The 17,769-nt window shown below is 69.8% G+C and carries 17 protein-coding genes and 1 pseudogene; 9 read left to right on the top strand and 9 right to left on the bottom strand.

Annotation, left to right across the window (positions count from 1 at the left end; all coding sequences use genetic code 11):
* The first annotated feature begins 11 nt into the window (after nt 1–11).
* Both DAT35_RS43705 and DAT35_RS43710 read left to right on the top strand, forming a co-directional pair.
* Nucleotides 12–1,583 carry a CocE/NonD family hydrolase gene (locus DAT35_RS43705; RefSeq protein ID WP_108075257.1) on the top strand — a complete coding sequence of 524 codons (1,572 nt, stop codon included), beginning with the start codon at nt 12–14 and terminating at the stop codon, nt 1,581–1,583.
* 259 nt (nt 1,584–1,842) lie between these two features.
* Complete coding sequence (locus tag DAT35_RS43710) at nt 1,843–2,940, top strand: PLP-dependent aminotransferase family protein (RefSeq protein ID WP_108075298.1); 1,098 nt, start codon at nt 1,843–1,845, stop codon at nt 2,938–2,940.
* A gap of 254 nt (nt 2,941–3,194) precedes the next feature.
* Here DAT35_RS43710 and DAT35_RS43715 read toward each other — a convergent pair whose 3' ends face one another.
* The 5 genes from DAT35_RS43715 to DAT35_RS43735 are packed head-to-tail and all read right to left on the bottom strand — an operon-like array spanning nt 3,195 to nt 7,747.
* Entirely contained in the window at nt 3,195–4,448 is a 1,254-nt protein-coding gene (locus DAT35_RS43715; protein ID WP_108075258.1) for a hydroxymethylglutaryl-CoA synthase family protein, read from the bottom strand.
* A gap of 23 nt (nt 4,449–4,471) precedes the next feature.
* Nucleotides 4,472–5,512, bottom strand: a complete 1,041-nt coding sequence (locus tag DAT35_RS43720) for an alcohol dehydrogenase catalytic domain-containing protein (protein WP_108075259.1) — start codon at nt 5,510–5,512, stop codon at nt 4,472–4,474.
* Between the two features lie 29 nt (nt 5,513–5,541).
* Nucleotides 5,542–6,282, bottom strand: coding sequence for a CoA-transferase subunit beta (locus DAT35_RS43725; protein WP_108075260.1), 741 nt, complete (start codon nt 6,280–6,282; stop codon nt 5,542–5,544).
* Nucleotides 6,279–7,079 carry a CoA transferase subunit A gene (locus DAT35_RS43730; RefSeq protein WP_108075261.1) on the bottom strand — a complete coding sequence of 267 codons (801 nt, stop codon included), beginning with the start codon at nt 7,077–7,079 and terminating at the stop codon, nt 6,279–6,281. The genes DAT35_RS43725 and DAT35_RS43730 overlap by 4 nt, the downstream gene beginning before the upstream one ends.
* Entirely contained in the window at nt 7,076–7,747 is a 672-nt protein-coding gene (locus DAT35_RS43735) for a TetR/AcrR family transcriptional regulator (RefSeq protein WP_108075262.1), read from the bottom strand. Before DAT35_RS43735 ends, DAT35_RS43730 begins: the two co-directional genes overlap by 4 nt.
* Nucleotides 7,748–7,983: 236 nt before the next feature.
* On the opposite strand from DAT35_RS43735, the gene DAT35_RS43740 reads away from it, so the two are divergent.
* Nucleotides 7,984–8,286, top strand: a complete 303-nt coding sequence (locus DAT35_RS43740; protein WP_108075263.1) for a hypothetical protein — start codon at nt 7,984–7,986, stop codon at nt 8,284–8,286.
* Nucleotides 8,287–8,319: 33 nt separating this feature from the next.
* On the opposite strand, the gene DAT35_RS43745 is transcribed toward DAT35_RS43740, so the two are convergent.
* Nucleotides 8,320–9,024, bottom strand: a complete 705-nt coding sequence (locus DAT35_RS43745) for a hemerythrin domain-containing protein (RefSeq protein WP_108075264.1) — start codon at nt 9,022–9,024, stop codon at nt 8,320–8,322.
* A gap of 194 nt (nt 9,025–9,218) precedes the next feature.
* On the opposite strand from DAT35_RS43745, the gene DAT35_RS43750 reads away from it, so the two are divergent.
* Entirely contained in the window at nt 9,219–10,310 is a 1,092-nt protein-coding gene (locus tag DAT35_RS43750; protein ID WP_158502131.1) for a DUF3089 domain-containing protein, read from the top strand.
* A 13-nt stretch (nt 10,311–10,323) separates the two neighbouring features.
* Here DAT35_RS43750 and moaC read toward each other — a convergent pair whose 3' ends face one another.
* The 3 genes from moaC to trxB are packed head-to-tail and all read right to left on the bottom strand — an operon-like array spanning nt 10,324 to nt 13,009.
* Nucleotides 10,324–10,833: a cyclic pyranopterin monophosphate synthase MoaC gene (gene moaC, locus DAT35_RS43755; protein ID WP_108075266.1), complete on the bottom strand. Its 510-nt coding sequence runs from the start codon at nt 10,831–10,833 to the stop codon at nt 10,324–10,326.
* Complete coding sequence (locus tag DAT35_RS43760) at nt 10,830–12,017, bottom strand: PLP-dependent aspartate aminotransferase family protein (protein ID WP_108075267.1); 1,188 nt, start codon at nt 12,015–12,017, stop codon at nt 10,830–10,832. Before DAT35_RS43760 ends, moaC begins: the two co-directional genes overlap by 4 nt.
* A 32-nt stretch (nt 12,018–12,049) precedes the next feature.
* The gene (trxB, locus tag DAT35_RS43765) at nt 12,050–13,009 is read right to left on the bottom strand and encodes a thioredoxin-disulfide reductase (RefSeq protein ID WP_108075268.1); all 960 of its coding nucleotides are present in this window, start codon (nt 13,007–13,009) and stop codon (nt 12,050–12,052) included.
* A gap of 81 nt (nt 13,010–13,090) precedes the next feature.
* Here trxB and DAT35_RS43770 point away from each other — a divergent pair, with 81 nt between their 5' ends.
* The 5 genes and pseudogenes from DAT35_RS43770 (at nt 13,091) to DAT35_RS62220 (ending at nt 17,766) form a co-directional block, all read left to right on the top strand.
* The gene (locus DAT35_RS43770) at nt 13,091–13,549 is read left to right on the top strand and encodes a cyclic nucleotide-binding domain-containing protein (RefSeq protein WP_108075269.1); all 459 of its coding nucleotides are present in this window, start codon (nt 13,091–13,093) and stop codon (nt 13,547–13,549) included.
* A 152-nt stretch (nt 13,550–13,701) separates the two neighbouring features.
* The gene (locus tag DAT35_RS43775; protein WP_108075270.1) at nt 13,702–15,294 is read left to right on the top strand and encodes an ATP-binding protein; all 1,593 of its coding nucleotides are present in this window, start codon (nt 13,702–13,704) and stop codon (nt 15,292–15,294) included.
* Nucleotides 15,291–15,668 carry a response regulator gene (locus DAT35_RS43780; RefSeq protein ID WP_108075271.1) on the top strand — a complete coding sequence of 126 codons (378 nt, stop codon included), beginning with the start codon at nt 15,291–15,293 and terminating at the stop codon, nt 15,666–15,668. The genes DAT35_RS43775 and DAT35_RS43780 overlap by 4 nt, the downstream gene beginning before the upstream one ends.
* Before the next feature lie 50 nt (nt 15,669–15,718).
* Nucleotides 15,719–15,907: pseudogene (locus DAT35_RS62215) on the top strand (response regulator); the annotation flags it as partial.
* 116 nt (nt 15,908–16,023) lie between these two features.
* Nucleotides 16,024–17,766 (top strand): diguanylate cyclase, encoded by a 1,743-nt coding sequence (locus tag DAT35_RS62220; protein ID WP_304466084.1) that lies wholly within the window; start codon nt 16,024–16,026, stop codon nt 17,764–17,766.
* Nucleotides 17,767–17,769: the final 3 nt, after the last annotated feature.

Below are 17,769 nucleotides of genomic sequence, written 5' to 3' on the forward strand. Positions count from 1 at the left end.
GGAGAAGCTCTATGTCCCGGCTGCGTGCAATCGCTGTCTCGGCCATGGTGCTGTCACTGAGCCTCGGTGCCAGCCCCGCTCTCGCATCCTCCTTCCGGACCGCCGAAATCCTGACTCGCGACGGCGTGGTCCTGAAGGGAAACGTCTTCACCCCGGACACGCCCGGACCGCATCCGGCGATCGTCTTCATCACCAGTTGGGGACTGCCCAACATCGAGTACCTCGTCCAGGCCTCACAGTTCGCTGATGCCGGGTACGTCGTGCTCTCGTACACCCCTCGCGGCTTCTACACCTCCGGGGGCAACATCGAGACGGCCGGGCCCAAGGACATCGGCGATGTGAGCGACGCCATCGACTGGCTGCTCACCTATACCCCCGCGGACCCGTCCCGTATCGGCGCGGCGGGCGTCTCGTATGGCGCGGGGATCAGCCTGCTCGGCGCGGCGTTCGACTCGCGCATCCGCGCGGTGGCCGCCATGAGCGCGTGGACCGACCTCCTGTACTCGCTGTTCGCGAACCAGACCCGCCACCTTCAGGCCGCCGGACTGCTGAAGCTCGCCGCCGACCTGACGGGGCGGCCCTCGCAGGAGCTGCAGCAAACCCTCTCGGACTACTTCGGCAACCGGAACATCCCTGGGGTCACCGCCTTCGCGCAGGCGCGCGGTGCCGCGACCTACATCGATCGCATCAACGCGAACCGCCCCGCCATCCTCATCGCGAATGCCTACGGCGACAGCCTCTTCTCGCCCAACCAGCTCGCCGACTTCTACAACCGGCTGACGGTGCCCAGGCGGCTCGAGCTCCGTCCGGGCGATCACGCCATCCCGGAGCTGACCGGCATTCTCGGCATTCCCAATGACGCGTGGACCAGCACTCATCGCTGGTTCGACCAGTACCTGCGCGGTGTGAACACTGGCATCGCCGCGGAGAATCCCATCCATTTGCAGCTGCGCGGCCAGAGTGGCTACGAGTCCTATCCGTCCTGGAGTGCCATCTCGACCAGCACCGCGCGCTACAACCTGGGTGAGGTGCACTGGTGGAACGGAGAGGGCGAGCTCGTGTCGGGCTCGCAGACCGGCTGGAGCTGGACGATCGCCGCGGGCGCGGACACCCCCGCCAATGGCGGAGTCGTGCTGCTGACGAACGGCGCCGAGGCGCTCACGGGCGAGCCGCCAACGGCGTGGATTCCCGCGGTGAGCGGGGCGACGGCGGGCCTCTGGCAGTCGGATTGGCTGTCGAGTGCACGCCGTCTGCGTGGCGCCGCGCACCTGCGCCTGACGGTCACGCCCGGCAGCTCCGGGCAGACGACGATCATCGCCTACCTCTACGACACGGACTGGTCCGGGACCGGACACCTCGTGACGCATGCGGCGGTCACGCTCCGTGGAGCGGTCGCCGGCCAGGCCTACACCGTGGACACGGACTTCCCGGCCACGGCCTACGACGTGCCGAGCGGCAACCGGCTCTCGCTCGTCATCGACACCGTGGACCCGCTCTACGCGGACCAGGCCGCGCCGTTCACGTCGGTGAAGTTCTCCTCGCCCGCGAGCAATCCGTCCTACGTGTCGCTGCCGCTCAAGTGACGTCCTGAAATGACCCCAGCGGCGGCACCAGTAGCGGCCGCCGCCGCTGGCGGGTTCAGTTTCACCAGGTATGGACGGTCAACGGACAAGCCGGCCTGTCTGGATAGGCATCCACGCATTCCGAGAGCGTGTGACTCCCTCGTAACCCCCAAGGCCCCGGACCCGTGAGTGCTCGACGGGGTTCCCGGCCACGGGTACACTCGCTCCGTCCGATGCGGACGTGCACTCCCGCCCGTCCCCCATCCCGCCCCACCCGCTCATGACTGACGCGATAGTTTTTACCCGCGGTGTGCCGCCCCCCGAGGCGTTTCCGACAAAACAGCTCGCCGAGTGCTTCGACGCCGCGTTGGAGCGAGACCCCTCCGTGGTGTTGCAGTACGGACAGCAGCAAGGCTACCAGCCCTTGCGCCACGAACTGGCGCGCGAGTACGGCGTGAGCGAGGCCGAGGTGCTGGTGGGCAATGGCTCGCTCCAGCTGCAGGATCTCGTCGCCGCCAATCTGATACATCCTGGAGCGGTGGTCTTCACCGAGCAGCCCAGCTACGACCGGGCGATCACCACGTTCCGCCGGCGTGGGGCCCGGGTGATTGGCATTCCGCTGGAGAGTGATGGCATCAGCATCGAGGCCCTGGAGTTCGCGCTGAAGCGGAATGTGCCGGCGTTCTTGTATCTCGTGCCGGATTTCCAGAATCCGGCGGGCGCGACCCTCTCCCTGGAGAAGCGTCGGCGCGTGGCCGAGCTGGCGGAAAAGTATGGCTTCTGGGTGATCGAGGACGTGCCCTATCGCAAGCTTCGCTTCCGTGGAGAGGAAGCGCCGCTGCTGCGGCAGTTCGCGCCCTCGCGAGTCATGACGATGAGCTCGTTCAGCAAGCTGCTCAGCCCGGGCCTGCGCGTCGGGTTCATGATCGCCCCGGCGGAGCTCATCAAGGGATTGACCAAGCTGGGAGAGGATACCTACCTCTCGCCGGTGCTCCCCAGCCAGGCCGCCGTCGCCGAGTACCTCCGGCGTGGCTGGCTTCAGCCCAACATCGACCGGCTCAAGGCGCTCTACCGTCCGCGCTGGGAGACGATGGCGAACGCGGTCCGGCGGGAGCTGCCGGAAGCGCAAGCGTTCATCCCCGACGGCGGATTCTTTGTCAGTGTGATGCTGCCCGAGCACGCCCATACCGAGAACCTGATCGGTCGGGCCAAGGACGCCGGGCTCGTCCTGACGCCCGGTGGGCCCTTCTTCGCCGATCCCCACGATGGGATGGCCGTGCCCAGCGACCGGTTCGTGCGTCTGCCTTTCTGCGCGCTGACCCCTGATCAGATCAACGAAGGCGTCCGGCGGCTGGCCGGCCTGCTCCACGCACGCTGAAGCGCCAACGCGCCCGGGCCGGGCTCCCTCCCGGGCGCGTTCTTCGCCGACTGGTCCGACCACAGGGTTGGTCAGAACAGATAGGGAGTGGCGGCCGAGCGAGGAAGCCCCCAGTCTTGGCAGAGAGAAGGGCATTCGCCATGCCCTCCAGCCGCTCAGGCTCAATCCGCTGTTCCGACCAACCCTGCCATCGGACCAGTCGCGCGACAACCCGCCCGGGGGGGTTCTCTCCGCCCGGGCCGTGTCCGGAGGGCTCAGCCGGCGGCGTAGATGCGGCGGTGGTCGCGGATCTCCACCAAGCGGAACTCCCCCGGCGCCGGGCTCACCCGCTCCGGCGCGTCGTAGGAGAGACGCATGATGCGCTCGTACTCGTCCAGGGTGATGCGCTCCCGCTTCGCGATCACCGACTCCACGTCTGCCTTTGCCATCCGCTGGGCAGCGGCCTCGCCCACCACGCCCGAGTAGAACTCCGCGCAGCAGCCACTGCCGTAGGACAGCAGGCCAATGCGCTTGCCGGCCAGCGCGGCGCTCTCGCCCTGCAGCAGGCCCGCGAGCGCCAGGTACAGCGAGGCGGTGTACACATTGCCGATGCGCGCGTTGAGCCCCAGGGACGACGCCACCTGCGCGTCGTAGCTGGCGGAGGACTTCGCCGTTTCCTCGCGCGCCGCCGGAGTGCTCTCCGCGGCGCCCGGCGCGTCCTCCAGGTCACACAGCCGCAGCTGCGTGTGCGCCTTGCGCGCCATCTTGCAGAAGGGCACGTGGTAGAGGATTCGCGCGAGCTGCTCGCCCGGGAGCGTCTCTCCCCAGCGCACCACCTCGTGCGCCAGCGCGCGCTCGCGCCAGCCCCGGTACGCCCCCGCGAGCGCCTCCAGGTAGCAAGAGATGGAGTAGTGCCCGTCCACCACCGCCTCCCTCCGGCCGAGCGGCCGCCAGAAGTCGTAGACGTCGTTGGAGCTGACCCCGTTCAGCCCGATGTCGAGCGCGAGCAGGTCCGGCTGCTCCGAGACAAGCAGGGCCACCGCGCCACCGCCCTGGGTCGGCTCACCCGCGGTGTTCAGCCCATAGCGAGCGATGTCCGAGCACACGACGATGGCCGAGCGGCCCGCGCCCGCTCCGGACGCAATCCACTCCACCGCCGCCATCAGCCCCGCGGTGCCGCCGTAGCACGCGTGCTGCGTGTCATAGGTGCGCATCGACCGGGGCAGCTTCAGCAACCCCTGGACGTGCGAGGCCACCGCCTTCGAGTGGTCCACTCCCGTCTCGGTGCCCACCACCAGCATGCCCACCTTGGCCGGGTCCACGTTGTTGCGCTGGATGACCCGGGCCGCGGCCGTCGCGGCGAGCGCCACGGAGTCCTCGCCCGGGTCCGCCACCGCCATCTCCTTCGCGCCCAGGCCCACCGTGAACTTGGCGGGATCCACGCCTCGCGCCCGGGCGAGGTCCTCGATGTCCACGTAGCGGCGCGGCACGGCGATGGCCAGCGCTTCGATTCCAACCTGCTTCTTCATGGATTGCTCCTCGCTCGATGCGCTCACTGCAGTTCAGGGGGGACCAGCACCAGCCGGCCCGCGATTTCACGGTTCTCCAGCCGGAAGTGCGCCCGCGCGGCGTCCGCCAGCGAGACGGACTCCGACACGAAGGGACGGATCTTCCCGTCGGCCACCAGCTGGAGCGACTCGTCGAGCTCCGCGCGCGTGGTGGCGTAGGCCCCGAGGATCTCCAGCTCCTTGACGATGACCAGGCCCGGGTTGAGCTCCACGATGCCCGACTCCAGGTTGCCCACCACCACCACCCGGCCGCCCGGCGCCATCGCCTTCAGCGTCTGCCCGAAGGTGGCGCTGCCGACAATTTCGATGGCCACGTTGACGCCCTCGCCGCCCGTGCGCTTGCGCGCCTCGGACGCGAAGTCCAGCCCGCGCGAGACGATGACCTCGTCCGCGCCCGCCTCGCGCAGGGGCTGCACCTTGGCCTCACCGGACGTCACCGCGATGACGCGCGCCCCGTCCAGCTTCGCCAGCTGCACCGCCGCGAGCCCCACGCCTCCGCTGGCCCCGGTGATGAGCACCGTCTCGCCCTCGCGCACCCGGCCGCGCGTGCGCACCGTGTGGACGGCCGTGCCCAGCGTGCAGCACACCGTGGCGGCCACCGGCCAGGGCAGGTTCGCCGGCACCCGGCCCAGCCCCGCCACCGGCGCCGTCATGTACTGCGCGTAGCCTCCGGAGATCTCCTCTCCGAAGAAGCGGTTGTCCTTCTTGCACAGGCTGTTGCGGCCGCTCTTGCACAGCGCGCACTCGCCGCACGAGAGCCGCTGCAGCGTGGCCACGCGGTCTCCCACCTTCCAGCCCGGAGTGTCCGGACCCACCTCCACCACCTCGCCAGCGGCCTCGTGGCCGAGGATGGCGGGCACATGGGTGCGCGGCAGGTTGCCCCGGCGGTTGATGACGTCGTGGTAGCAGACGCCACAAGCGTGAACGCGGATGAGCACCTCGCCGCGTCCCGGCCGGGGATCGGGCACGGACTCCATGCGCAGATTGCTCGCCTCGCCAAACTCACGAAGAACGACGGCCTTCATCCTGTACTCCTGGCAGAAAAGACGGTGTGTCAGGCCCCGACCAGCCGGTCGCGAAGGCCATGGGAATCGATTGCCCGGATCGCCGACACGGTGCGCGCGTCCGGGAGCGGAGTGACGGGCAGCGACTCATCCACCTGGAAGGTGAAGCCGGTGCGCTCGCCAATGGTGTCGAGCGAGGCCCAGGGATGGCGCGAGAGCAGCCGGGCCCCGCCGGCCCCGAGCTCGAAGACGCCCAGGTCCGAGATGAGCTTCACCGGGCGGCGATCGTCCCGCGTGGTCACCACCTGCACCTCGGGCACGAGGTTGCGGCGCGACTGGCGCGGCACCACCAGCACCGGCCGGCGCACCCACTGCCGCAGCGTCGCCGCTCCCGCCACACCGGGGAACTTGGTCCGCGGCTTCTCCAGGCTGCCCGAGGCGGTCATGTTCGTCCGCCCCTGGACATCCACCTCGGCGGCTCCGAAGAAGACGGTGTCCACCCGTCCCCGCCGCGCATGGTCGAAGAGGTCCGGGATGGAGATCTCCGCCGAGCGCCCGTCCAGGTAGCCAAGGTCCTCGGACGAGGGGAACAGACAGGGCAGGTCCGGGTCCAACGAGCCCACGCAGGCCAGGTAGGTCAGCCCCGGCGCGTGCGTGGCGCGGGCCACGGCGATGGCGAGGATGGCCAGCGGCGAGGCGACTCCGGTGGCCACCACGGCCCCGTCGTCAATCTCCCGGGCAAGCAGGGAGACCACCACCTCGGCAGGCGATACGGCCGACGCCACGCTCATGCCGCCCTCCGCGTCCGGAGCAGCGCGTCGAGGAACTCGGCTTCCCGGCCGGCTTCCGCCAGCTCGAGGTAGTCCGCGAGCATCTCGTCGTCATGCGGATACAGCCCGGTGCAGCCGGTGGGCAGCGCTCCATCCCGCGCGAGCGCGACGCGCTCCACCTGGAAGCCGGGGATCGTCACCCGGGGCAGCCGCGTCACGCGCTCCTCGGCCGTCGCCAGCACCCGGCGGGCCGCGCCCGCGACCAGCAGATCCGTCGTGGGGTCCTCGATGAACAGGTTGCCCCGCTCGTCCGCCGCACGCGCATGGATGAGCGCCACGTCCGGGTAGACCGCCGGCTCGACCGGCACCCGCTGCCCGGTGAATGGGTCCACCACCGTCGGGAGCGGCTCGACATCCGCCAGCTCGGACACGTCCGCGTCCGGCGCCGGAATGAAGGGCAGGCCCATGGACGCCGCGCGCAGCCGCTGCACCACGCGGTAGCCATCATGCTCGCGCCAGTCGATGCGACCCTGCTCGATGGCCCGCTTGAGGCACGGCATGGGCCGCACCCGGCCCTCCAGGTTCAGCGCGCCGAAGGGCAGCTCCACCCGCGCCAGACAACCCCCCGCCACCAGGAACTCGGCGGGCAGCGGGTTGGGCAGCGAGATGAGCTGGAGGTTCTTCCGGCCCTGGGCGATCAGCTCCAACACCAGCGCCATGGGCGCGCGGCCCAGCATGAAGCCCCCGGTGGCCAGCGAGGCCCCATCGGGAATGGACGCCACCAGCTCGGTCACCGAGCCCCAGCGCGCCGGCTTCATGACTCCCCTCCCACCGCCTTGGGCGGGACGAGCGACAGCATGGGAGCACTCGACCCGGGCGCCGCGGCCGCCGCCGGCGTGATCAGGCCCGCGAAGAGCAGCTCCACCATCTCGTTGGCGACCTGATCGGCCGACAGACGCCCGTCGGGCTGGAACCACTTGTAGATCCACAGCACCATGCCGAGGAACGAGAACGCGGCGACGGTGGGCTGCACGGTGCGGATGCGCCCCATGCGCACGGCCTCGGAGAACGAGTCCTCGAGGAACCGGACGTAGGCCTTCTTGCGGCTGTCGATGAAGGCCCGAGCCTCGCCCCGGAGCGTGGCGTGCTCGTGGAGGATGATGATGACCTCCTTGATGCAGCCGCCCGTCACCAGGTGGATGTTGAGCCGCATGCACTCGCGCAGCCGCTCGACGGGGTCCGGGTTGGCGCGCACCTTGTCGAGCACCTGCTGCTCGAAGGCGTCCATCCCGTAGCTCATGATGTCGAAGAGCAGCTGCTCCTTGTTCTGGACGTGGTGGTAGAGCCCCGCCTTCGTCATCCGGCACGCGGCGGCGATCTCCTGCATCGAGGTGCCCTCGAAGCCGCGCTCGCAGATGAGGCGCGCCGCCGTCTCCAGGATGGCCCGGTAGCGCTCTCCATCGTCCGGCCTCCGACCCGATTGCATCGCATCTCTCCTTGGGCCAGCCCGGTGCTTCACGGCCGACCTACCGACCGGTCGGTAAATGCCCGGAACCGACACAAGGCGTCAAGGGCAAAGTGTCCGGATGCACACTCTCCGAGGAATTTCAGGGAGTTGGAGCCGCTCGCTTCCTTCCCGGACGGAAGGGCCGGGGCTCGCTGCAGGGAGAAGACCTACATGTCCACCTTCGTTGCGCCATGGACTTTGGGAGGAGGCGGAACATGGTCCTCAACATGAAGACGCGGCTCATGCTGGCAGGCGCGGTGCTCGGGGCCTCGGTGCTGACGCTCGCGGTGGCGAACGCACAGATCGAACCCTCCACCCCCCAGCCAGGGGTACCCCAGACCACGCCGCTCCCGCAGCCCACGCCGTATGACACCGGCATGGACGGGGGCGTCGGAGGCGCCGGCTCGCTGGGGACCTATCCCTCGCTCCTCGACACGACGGACGCGGGGTTCGGCGGAGGCGGGCTCCTGCCGCCCTCGACGCTCGGCGGGGACATGCTGGACGCGGGGCTCCGGTAGGGACTCCGGAGAACTTGGCAGCGCGCGAGTGGCTCAGCGCACGGTGAACGCGGCGAGGTCGTGGATGCCCACCGACTTCTCCAGCTGAGCCACCTCCGCGACAGCGCCCTCGAAGCCACCACTGCCCAGCAGTTGGTGCTCCCGCTCCTCGAAGCGCTCGCCCAGCTCGTGGAACTCCGCCTCGTCGAAGAGCGCATGGAACGCGGGGAAGAGGTCGGTGTCCTCGCGCGCGGCATGCGGCTGGTACATGCGCACGAACGACTGGAGCGAGCCGGCCAGGGACTGCCGCTGCCCCGCCTCCTGAAGCGCGGCGGGTGTGGCGGACTTCAGGATGCCCTCGGTGAGCTTGCGCCCCGCGGCGTGCTGCTCCCGGAGCACCCGGATGAGGTCACCCTGTTTCCCCGCCTTCTCCAGGCGGGGGAAGACCTGCTCCTCCTCGAGCCGCTCGTGGTAGTTCTCGGCGAAGCGGCGGATGAGGTTCGCGGCGGAGGAGATGACGTCCGCGCGTGGCGGGCTCCCGGTGCCGAGCTGGCTCGCGCAGGCCTCGTAGACGAGCAACGTGCGGCGGATGACACCATGCTCGCGCATGAGGTCCTCGGTGGCATTGACCTCGGCGGGCCGGGACTTCTCCTTGCTCCGGGGAGGGGGCGCGGCGCTGGCGGTGCCACTCCACACGAGCCCCACTCCCGCGAGCGAGGTCACCGACAGGAAGAGGCGGCGGCTGGCGGCCCGAGACATGTGCACCTCCGGAAGGAGGCCGCAGCATGGAACTTCAGTCCCGCCCCGCCTACCGCCCCCGAGAGCCAGTGCCCACCAGGAGACGAACCTTTGCCCGGCCACCTGCCCTTCCCTACCGAAAAGCCCGGGTGACACACTCGCGTCTGGCTTCGTGTCCCCAGGTGAGGTGCGCCGTGAGCAGGAGGAGGAAGGCAGTGCGGTGGGCGGTCTGGGCGGGGCTCGCGGTCGCCCTGGCCAGCGTGCTGGTCGCACGGAACATCGGAAACCTGGTGCGCCACATGATGACGCCAGGGGTCTCGTTCGACGTCGAGACGCCTCCTCCCGCCCCGGACTACGCCGACCCCCGAAACTGGAGCGCGCTTCCGGAACGCGACGACTCCGCGGACCGCTCGCCAACGGGCGTCCCTCCAGCGGATCAACTTCACGCTCGCGCGGACGTCTTCTACATCCACCCGACGTCCTACATCCGCAACCGATGGAACGCTCCCACCGACGATCCGGCGCTCAATGAAGCCACCGATCGCGTCGCCACGGGCATCCAGGCGTCGGCGTTCAATGACTGCTGCGCGGTCTACGCGCCCAGGTACCGCCAGGCCAATGGTACGGCGTTCACGAGCCCTTCCGCGGAGGGAGATCGCGCGATTGCCCGGGCGTACGAAGACGTCAGGCGAGCCTTCGACGCCTTCAACGCAAGGCGCGGATCGGGACGGCCCTTCATTCTCGCCTCCCATAGCCAGGGAACCGTGTTGGCGGAGCGCCTCCTCCATGAGGTCATCTCGGGCACGGACCTCCGCAACCAGCTCGTCGCGGCCTACCTCATCGGCGGCCGGGTCACCGAGGCCGGCCTTCGCGAACGGGCCCCTGACCTTCCGGCATGCCACGCGCCCGATGACCTCCACTGCGTCATCGCCTGGAACGCACGAGGCCCGGAGTACGTGCCGACGGAATTCGAAATGCATCGGACGGACCTCCGTGAGCGCCTGTGCACGAATCCGTTGTCCTGGCGTACGGACGGCGCGCAGGCTCCGGCCGACTTGAACGCGGGCGCCGTGTTCCTCGAGAGCGACGACCCCACGCCGCGCGCCGCCTTCGCGGACGCCCGATGCGTGAACGGCACGCTCATCGTCTCTCACGTCGGCGCCGCCCCTCGCGACGTCATGAGCCAGATTCTCGATCGCGTGCTCGGCAACGGGAACTACCACCCGATCGAGTACCAGCTCTTCTTCATGAACTTGAGGCAGAACGCCACCGCGCGCGTGTCCGCGTTCGTCTCCGCCCCCAGGTGAACGAGAGCGAGGACTACCGGCCCGCCGGGCGAGCCGTCTTGCGCCGCGAGCGCGTCCCGGACTTCTTCCCAGGCTGCTTCGCGGGAGCTTCCTCTCGGTCCCACGTGCCGGAGCGACCGCCGGACTTGTGCTCCAGCTGCACGCTCTCCATCACCATCCCCCGGTCCACGCTCTTGCACATGTCGTAGACCGTGAGCGCCGAGGCACACGCCGCGGTGAGCGCCTCCATCTCCACGCCCGTGCGATCCACCGTGCGCACCGTGACGCGGATCTCCAGCGCGTCCTTCCGAGACTCCAGGTGCACCTCCACGCCCGAGAGCGCGATGGGATGGCACAGCGGGACGATGTCCGGAGTCCGCTTGGCCGCCATCACCCCCGCGAGCCGGGCCGCGGCCAGCACGTCCCCCTTCTCCACCTTCCCCTTCAGGATCCGCTCGAGCGTCTCGGGAAGCATGCGAAGCCGGGCGGTGGCCACGGCCACGCGCTCGGTCTTCTCCTTCCCTCCCACGTCCACCATCTTCACCGCTTCACCGCCTCCGCCACCGCGGCGAGCAGGTCGTCCGCGATGTCATCCGGGTCTTCCAGTCCCACCGAGACGCGGATGAGGCTCTCGCCGATGCCGGCTGCCTGCCGCTCCTCGGGCGTCATGCGGCGGGCGCTCGCGCTGGCCGCGTGCATCACCAGCGTGCACACGTCCCCGAGCGACGGCGCCGCCCTCGCCAGCTTCACCGCCTCCAGGAAACGGAAGCACTCGGGCCGGCCCGCGCCGCGGATGTCGAAGGCCACCATGCCGCCGAAGCCGCCCTCCAGCACCTGCTGCGCCACCGCGAAATCCGGATGGCCCGGCAGGCCCGGGTAATGGACACGCTCGATGAGCGAGGACTCGGAGAGCCGCTTCGCCACGTGCGCCGCGTGCTCGCAGTGGGCCTTCATGCGCACCGGCAGCGTGCGCACGCCGCGCAGGGTGAGCCACGCCTCGAAGGGCCCCAGCACGTCACCGCCCAGCAGGCGCGCGGCCCGCAGCGCCGCCATCTTCTCGCGGCTGCCGCTCACCGTGCCGCCCAGCGCGTCGCTGTGCCCGTTGAGCCACTTCGTCGTGGACTGGATGGCGTAGTCCGCCCCCAGCTCGCACGCGCGCTGCCCGTACGGCGAGGGGAAGGTGGCATCCACCGCGAACGCCGCGCCCACCTCCCGGCACGCCCGCGCCAGCACCCGGATGTCCGGCACGCGCAGCAGCGGGTTGGTGACGCTCTCGGCCAGCACCAGCTTGGGACGCAGCGCGACGATGCGCTCGGGCGCCGAGGCGTCCGTGAGGATGAGCGGCTCGATGCGCGCCCCGGTCCTCGCCGCCAGGCTCTTGAAGAGCGACCGGGTGACGCCGTAGCCGTCCGCCGGCATCACCACCACGTCGCCCGCCTTGAGGTTCTGCACGTCGAAGACGGCCCGGAGCGCCGCCATGCCGCTCGCGTAGGCCACGCTGGCCTCCGTGCCCTCCAGTGCCGCCACCGCCTCCTCCAGCAGTGCCGCGTTGGGCGCCGCGATGCGCGAGTAGACGTAGTCCTTGCCATCCAGCGCCGCGTCCAGCTCGTCGCTGTTGTCGAAGAAGCTCACCGCCGACACGTGGATGGGCGGCACCACCGGCTGGGACTTGCTCCCCGTCAACTGCGCGCCCGCGTGTACCGCCACCGTCTTCCGCTTCGTGCTCATGGTGTGTCCGGCTCTCCTGGAGGAGGGATGGGCTACTCGCCCTGCTCGATGAGCCAGCGCTCGGCGTCGATGGCCGCCATGCAGCCCGTGCCCGCCGCGGTGATGGCCTGCCGGTAGTAGCTGTCCTGCACGTCGCCGCAGGCGAACACGCCCGGAATGTTGGTGCGGGTACTGCCCGGCACCGTCTTCAGGTAGCCGCCCTGGTGCGTCTCCAGCACGCCCTGGAACAGCCCCGTGTTGGGCGTGTGGCCGATGGCCACGAACAGGCCCGTGGCCGTCACCAGCTTCGTGTCGTTCGTCTTCAGGTTGCGCACCACCGCGCCCGTCATCCCCTTCTCGTTGCCCAGCACCTCCTCGACGGCGCTGTTCCACAGGAAGGAGATTTTCGGGTTCTTCAGGGCCCGCTCCTGCATCACCTTCGAGGCGCGCAGGGTGTCACGCCGGTGTATCAGGGTGACGCTGTTGACGATCTTCGCCAGGTAGGTGGCCTCCTCCATCGCCGTGTCACCGCCGCCCACCACCAGCACGTCCTGCTTCTTGAAGAAGGCGCCGTCGCAGGTGGCGCAGGCGGACACGCCCCGGTTCTTGTAGAGGTCCTCGCCCTTCACCCCCAGCCACTTCGCGGTCGCACCCGTGGCGATGATGATGGTCTCCGAGTAGCAGCTCGCCGTCTCACCCTGGATGAAGAAGGGGCGCTTGGAGAGGTCCAACTTCACCACGTTCTCCATGTGGATGACGGTGCCGAAGCGCTCGGCCTGCTTCTGGAAGCGGTCCATCAGCTCCGGGCCGGTGACGGCCTCGGGAAAACCGGGATAGTTCTCCACGTCGGTGGTGACCATGAGCTGGCCACCCGGCACGCGCTGGGGATCCTCGAGCGTGGGGCCACCGGCGAACATGACCGGCTCCAGGTTGGCACGAGCGGCGTAGATGGCCGCGGTGTAGCCCGCGGGCCCCGAGCCGATGATGGTCACCTTGTTGATCTTCTCCGCCACGGGTCGTCACTCCTCTTGTTTCTCGAAGATGGGGTGCCACCGTACCAGAGCCCCCCTGGCCGTGGTACGAACTGGCGACACATGGATGCCTCGATCCTCAAGAAGGTTGCGCTCTTCGAGGGCCTCACCCAGAGTCAACTCCACCGCGTGGCGGCGATCGCTCGGCCCCGGGGCTACGAAGCGGGCGTCTGCCTGTTCCGCGAGGGTGATGCCGGCCGGGAGATGTTCATCATCCTGGAAGGCAAGGTGCGCATCTCCCAGCAGGTGCCCGGCATGGGCGAGGAGGCGCTCGCCATCCTGGAAAAGGGCCAGTATTTCGGGGAGATGGCGGTCATCGAGGACATCCCCCGCTCGGCCGATGCCTTCGCCCATACCTCGTGCACCCTGTGGGTCATCGAGCGCGAGCACCTGGACCACCTGATGTTCACGGACAAGGACCTGGCCTATGTGCTGCTGTGGTCCTTCGTGCGCACCCTGTCCGTGCGTTTGCGCGAGACGAACGAGAAGATGAAGACGTTTCTCGCGTTGTCGCGTTTCTGAGGCGCCCCCACCGCCCCCCGGCTGGACCTCCACCCGCCCGGAGGCCCGGTAAGCCTTCCGGTTGACAGGTGCGCTCGTGTGGAGTCCCACCCGCACCCGCCCCGATTACACTGGAGCTCCCCCGGTGTCCGCCCGACCTCGTTCGAGCCCCCATGATTCCTCCCCCCCTGCCGCCCGATGAGCCGAGGCGCCTGCTGGCCCTCCAGCGCCTGGGTCTGCTGGATACCCCGGCCGAGGAGCGCTTCGACCGCATCGTCCGGATGGCCGCCCGGATGTTCCGCGTCCCCATCACCCTGGTGACCCTGGTGGATGAGACCCGGCAATGGTTCAAGGCCCGGGTGGGCCTGGACGGCCTCTCCACGGCCCGCAGCCTCTCCTTCTGTGGCCACGCCATCCTCACCCCGCACACCTTCGTGGTGCCGGACGCACACGAGGATCTGCGCTTCGCCGACAATCCGTTCGTCACCGGCGAGCCCCATGTGCGCTTCTACGCGGGCCACCCCCTCCATGCCGTGGACGGCAGCCCCGTGGGGACGCTCTGCCTCATCGACCGCCGGGCCCGCTCCTTCAGCGAGGAGGAGCGCCAGCAGTTGGAGGACCTGGCCTCGTGGGTGGAGCTGGAGCTCAACGCCCTCACCCTCCAGGAGGCACGCACCGCGCTGGCGCGGCAGGAGCGCTTCTTCGAGCTGTCCGTGGACATGCTCTGCATCGCCGGGCTGGATGGCACCTTCCGGCAGCTCAGCCGGGCCTGGTCCCGGGCGCTCGGCTACTCCGAGGAGGCCCTGCGCGCTACGCCGCTGCTGGAGCTCGTCCACGAGGAGGACCGGGCCACCACCGCCGGATGGTTGGAGCAGGGCGCCCGGGGCGAGCCCCTCCCCCGCTTCGAGCACCGCTGCCGCGACCGGGACGGCGTCTGGCACTGGCTCCAGTGGAGCGCCACCGTCAATCCGGAGGAGGGCATCCTCTATGGCGTGGCGCGCGACATCACCGAGCAGAAACGTCTGGAGGCCGAGCGCCGCCACGTGGAGCGGATGAAGAGTGAGTTCATCGCCACCGTCAGCCACGAGCTGCGCACCCCGCTCACCTCCATTCATGGGGCGCTGGGGCTCCTGGGCGGAGGGGTGGCCGGGGCGCTGCCGGAGATGGCGACGGAGATGATCGGCATCGCGCACCGCAACAGCGAGCGCCTCATCCGCCTCATCAACGACATCCTGGACCTGGAGAAGATGGAGGCGGGCAAGCTGGACGTCCACCTGGAGCCGCTGGAGCTGGGGCCGCTGCTCACCCAGGCCGCCCAAGCCCACCACGGCTACGCGGAGCAGTACGGCGTCACCGTGGAGACGGTGGTGGAGGCCGCGGACGCCCGGGCCCAGGTGGACGGGGACCGCTTCCTCCAGGTGCTGGCCAACCTGCTGTCCAACGCCCTCAAGTTCTCCCCGCGCGGCGAGCGCGTGACGCTGCGGCTGGAGCGGGTAGGCCCCCGGCTGCGCGTGAGCGTGGAGGACCGGGGGCCGGGCATCCCCGAGGCATTCCACTCCCGCATGTTCCAGAAGTTCGCCCAGGCGGACGGCTCCGACACCCGGCGCAAGGGCGGCACGGGACTGGGGCTCTCCATCGCTCGAGGGCTGGTGGAGCGGATGGGGGGCTCGCTGGACTTCGTCACCGCCGCGAGAGCCGGCACCACCTTTCGGGTGGAGCTGCCCGAATGGCATCCCCTTCCCCCGCCCGGCCAGGAGTCCCCATGACGATTCGCAAGGTGCTGCTCGTGGATGATGAGGACGACATCCGGACCATCGGCCAGCTGAGCCTCAGCCGCGTGGGAGGTTGGCAGACGGTGATGGCCTCCTCGGGCGCCGAGGCCCTCGCCAAGGCCGCCGCCGAGCGGCCGGACCTCATCCTCCTGGACGTGATGATGCCGGGCATGGACGGGCCCACCACGTTCGGCCAGCTGCGCGCCCAGGAAGCCACCGCGCACACGCCCGTCATCTTCATGACGGCGAAGATCCAGAAGCAGGAGGTGGCGCGCTACCTGGAGCTGGGGGCCGTGGGCGTCATCGGCAAGCCGTTCGACCCCATGACGCTGCCCGCGGAGATCAAACGGCTGCTGCCGCCCGCCTGAGACCCCATGACGACCCGTCTCTCCAAGCGCTCCGTGAAGGAGGAGGCCTCATGAGCCGTGGAACATTGCTCTTCGTCGAGGATGATCTGGATCTCCAGTCGCTCGTCTCCGCCTACCTGCGCGAGCGGGGCTACGAGGTGGAGTCGGCCCGCGACGTGAAGCAGGCGCGCACCGTACTGGCGGGCATCCGGGTGGATGCCGCCATCGTGGACGGGCTGCTGCCGGGGATGACGGGGACGGACTTCATCCAGGAGCTGCGCCAGAAGCATCCGGCGCTGCCCATCCTCTTCGCCTCCGCCTTCTGGAGGGACCTCAAGAGCCACGACCAGCCACCCGGCAGCTCAAGGTGTCGCGCGTGCTGCACAAGCCCTATACGCCCCAGGAGCTCTGCGTCTGCGTGGAGCAGGTGCTGGCGTTCCAGCCACCACCGGCCCCGCCCGAGGCACGCAAGGAGGCCACGAGCGCCGGAGAGGATCTGGACGCCGCCTTCCAGGCCCTGCGCGCCGAGTACGGCACGCGCCTGGGGGAGAAGCTGCGGGAGCTGACGGCCGCACTGGAGCAGGCTCGGGCCGGGAGTGCGGAGGGGCTGGAGGCGGCCTACCAGCTCGCCCACAAGCTGCACGGAACGGCGGGCTCCTACGGCTTCCGCGAGGTGAGCGTGGCGGCGCGGCACCTGGAGACGCTGCTGAAGCCGGCCCGGAGCGGACAGGGCGCCACGGACTGGAAGGCCCTGGACACGGCGCGCGACGAGCTGGCCCGGGTGGCCCGGAGCACCGCGCCCAGGCCTCCGCCCACCCAGGACCCGAGCGCCACGAAACAGAAGGCCACCTCCGCCGAGGTGGAGCCTCGCGGCACGGTGCTGGTGGTGGACGAGGACGCGACGTGGCTGGCCGAAGTGGAGCGGATGGGGAAGGAACGGTGCGTCCGGGTGATAACGGCCCGTGGCGTCAACGAAGCGGTGACGGCGGCGCGCAAGCAGTGGCTGGATGGAGCGCTGCTGAATGTGGACCTGGGAGGCAAGGACGGGGGCTTCGCCGTGGCGGAGCGGCTGCGTGCCCAGGAGGCGCTGCGGACGCTCCCGCTGGCCTTCTTCGGCACCGGGGGGGATGTCACCTCGCGCCTGGCGGCGATCCTCGCCGGCGCCTCGCTCTACCTGCCACGGCCCTTCTCCGCGCAGGAGCTGACGGAGGCGGTGGAGCGGATGTCGGCCATCCGGCACCCGGAACACGCGAAGGTGCTGGTACTGGACGATGATCCGGAAGCGGTGCGCGCCCTCGGCCATGCCCTGAGCAGCCAGAACGTGGAGGTGGTGGGATTGGGAGATCCCTATTGCCTGGTGGACGCGCTGGCCGAGCACCGGCCGGACCTGCTGCTGCTGGACGTGGAGATGCCAGGGCCGAGCGGGTTCGCCATGTGCCGCATCGTGCGCTCCATGCCCGAATGGCAGGGGTTGCCCATCCTCTTCCTCACCGCGCACACGGGGGTGGAGTTCCGGGTGGCGGCCTTCCAGGCGGGCGCGGACGACTACCTCGCCAAACCGGTGCTGGGCGAGGAGCTCCGGGCGCGCGTGCAGTCACGACTGGAGCGGGCGCGGCTGGCTCGCGAGCGGGCCGAGCGGGACACGCTCACGGGGCTGCTGCTGCGCCGGCCCTTCCTGGAGGCCGCACGCGCGAGGCTGGCCGAGGCCCAGCGCTCGGGCAAACCCCTGGCGCTGGCACTGCTGGACGTGGACCGCTTCAAGAAGGTGAACGACACGTACGGGCACATGGCGGGAGACGGTGTCCTGATGCGGATGGGGAGGCTGCTGGCCTCGCACTTCCGCAAGGAGGACCTGCGGTGCCGGTGGGGCGGCGAGGAGTTCGTGGTGGCGCTGTTGGGGGAGAGCGTGGAGGGCGCGCGAGACATCCTGGCGCGCACGGCGGCGGAGATGGCGCGGCTCGAGTTCGAGGGAGAAAAAGGCGAGCGCTTCCAGGTCACCTTCAGCGCGGGGCTCGCGGTGGCGCCCCGGGACGGCACCGACGTGGACGCCCTGCTGCGCGTGGCGGACGAGCGGATGTACCGGGCCAAGGCCCGCGGGGGCAACCACATCGAGAGCTGAGCC

Origin of the sequence: Vitiosangium sp. GDMCC 1.1324 (assembly GCF_003044305.1) — a bacterium.
In the GTDB taxonomy this organism is placed as follows: domain Bacteria; phylum Myxococcota; class Myxococcia; order Myxococcales; family Myxococcaceae; genus Archangium.

Bases quoted from the DNA above. Each gene is read 5' to 3' on its own strand.
- DAT35_RS43705 (WP_108075257.1), top strand. From the start codon at position 12: ATGTCCCGGCTGCGTGCAATCGCTGTCTCGGCCATGGTGCTGTCACTG.
- DAT35_RS43710 (WP_108075298.1), top strand. From the start codon at position 1,843: ATGACTGACGCGATAGTTTTTACCCGCGGTGTGCCGCCCCCCGAGGCG.
- DAT35_RS43715 (WP_108075258.1), bottom strand. From the start codon at position 4,448: ATGAAGAAGCAGGTTGGAATCGAAGCGCTGGCCATCGCCGTGCCGCGC.
- DAT35_RS43720 (WP_108075259.1), bottom strand. From the start codon at position 5,512: ATGAAGGCCGTCGTTCTTCGTGAGTTTGGCGAGGCGAGCAATCTGCGC.
- DAT35_RS43725 (WP_108075260.1), bottom strand. From the start codon at position 6,282: ATGAGCGTGGCGTCGGCCGTATCGCCTGCCGAGGTGGTGGTCTCCCTG.
- DAT35_RS43730 (WP_108075261.1), bottom strand. From the start codon at position 7,079: ATGAAGCCGGCGCGCTGGGGCTCGGTGACCGAGCTGGTGGCGTCCATT.
- DAT35_RS43735 (WP_108075262.1), bottom strand. From the start codon at position 7,747: ATGCAATCGGGTCGGAGGCCGGACGATGGAGAGCGCTACCGGGCCATC.
- DAT35_RS43740 (WP_108075263.1), top strand. From the start codon at position 7,984: ATGGTCCTCAACATGAAGACGCGGCTCATGCTGGCAGGCGCGGTGCTC.
- DAT35_RS43745 (WP_108075264.1), bottom strand. From the start codon at position 9,024: ATGTCTCGGGCCGCCAGCCGCCGCCTCTTCCTGTCGGTGACCTCGCTC.
- DAT35_RS43760 (WP_108075267.1), bottom strand. From the start codon at position 12,017: ATGAGCACGAAGCGGAAGACGGTGGCGGTACACGCGGGCGCGCAGTTG.
- DAT35_RS43770 (WP_108075269.1), top strand. From the start codon at position 13,091: ATGGATGCCTCGATCCTCAAGAAGGTTGCGCTCTTCGAGGGCCTCACC.
- DAT35_RS43775 (WP_108075270.1), top strand. From the start codon at position 13,702: ATGATTCCTCCCCCCCTGCCGCCCGATGAGCCGAGGCGCCTGCTGGCC.
- DAT35_RS43780 (WP_108075271.1), top strand. From the start codon at position 15,291: ATGACGATTCGCAAGGTGCTGCTCGTGGATGATGAGGACGACATCCGG.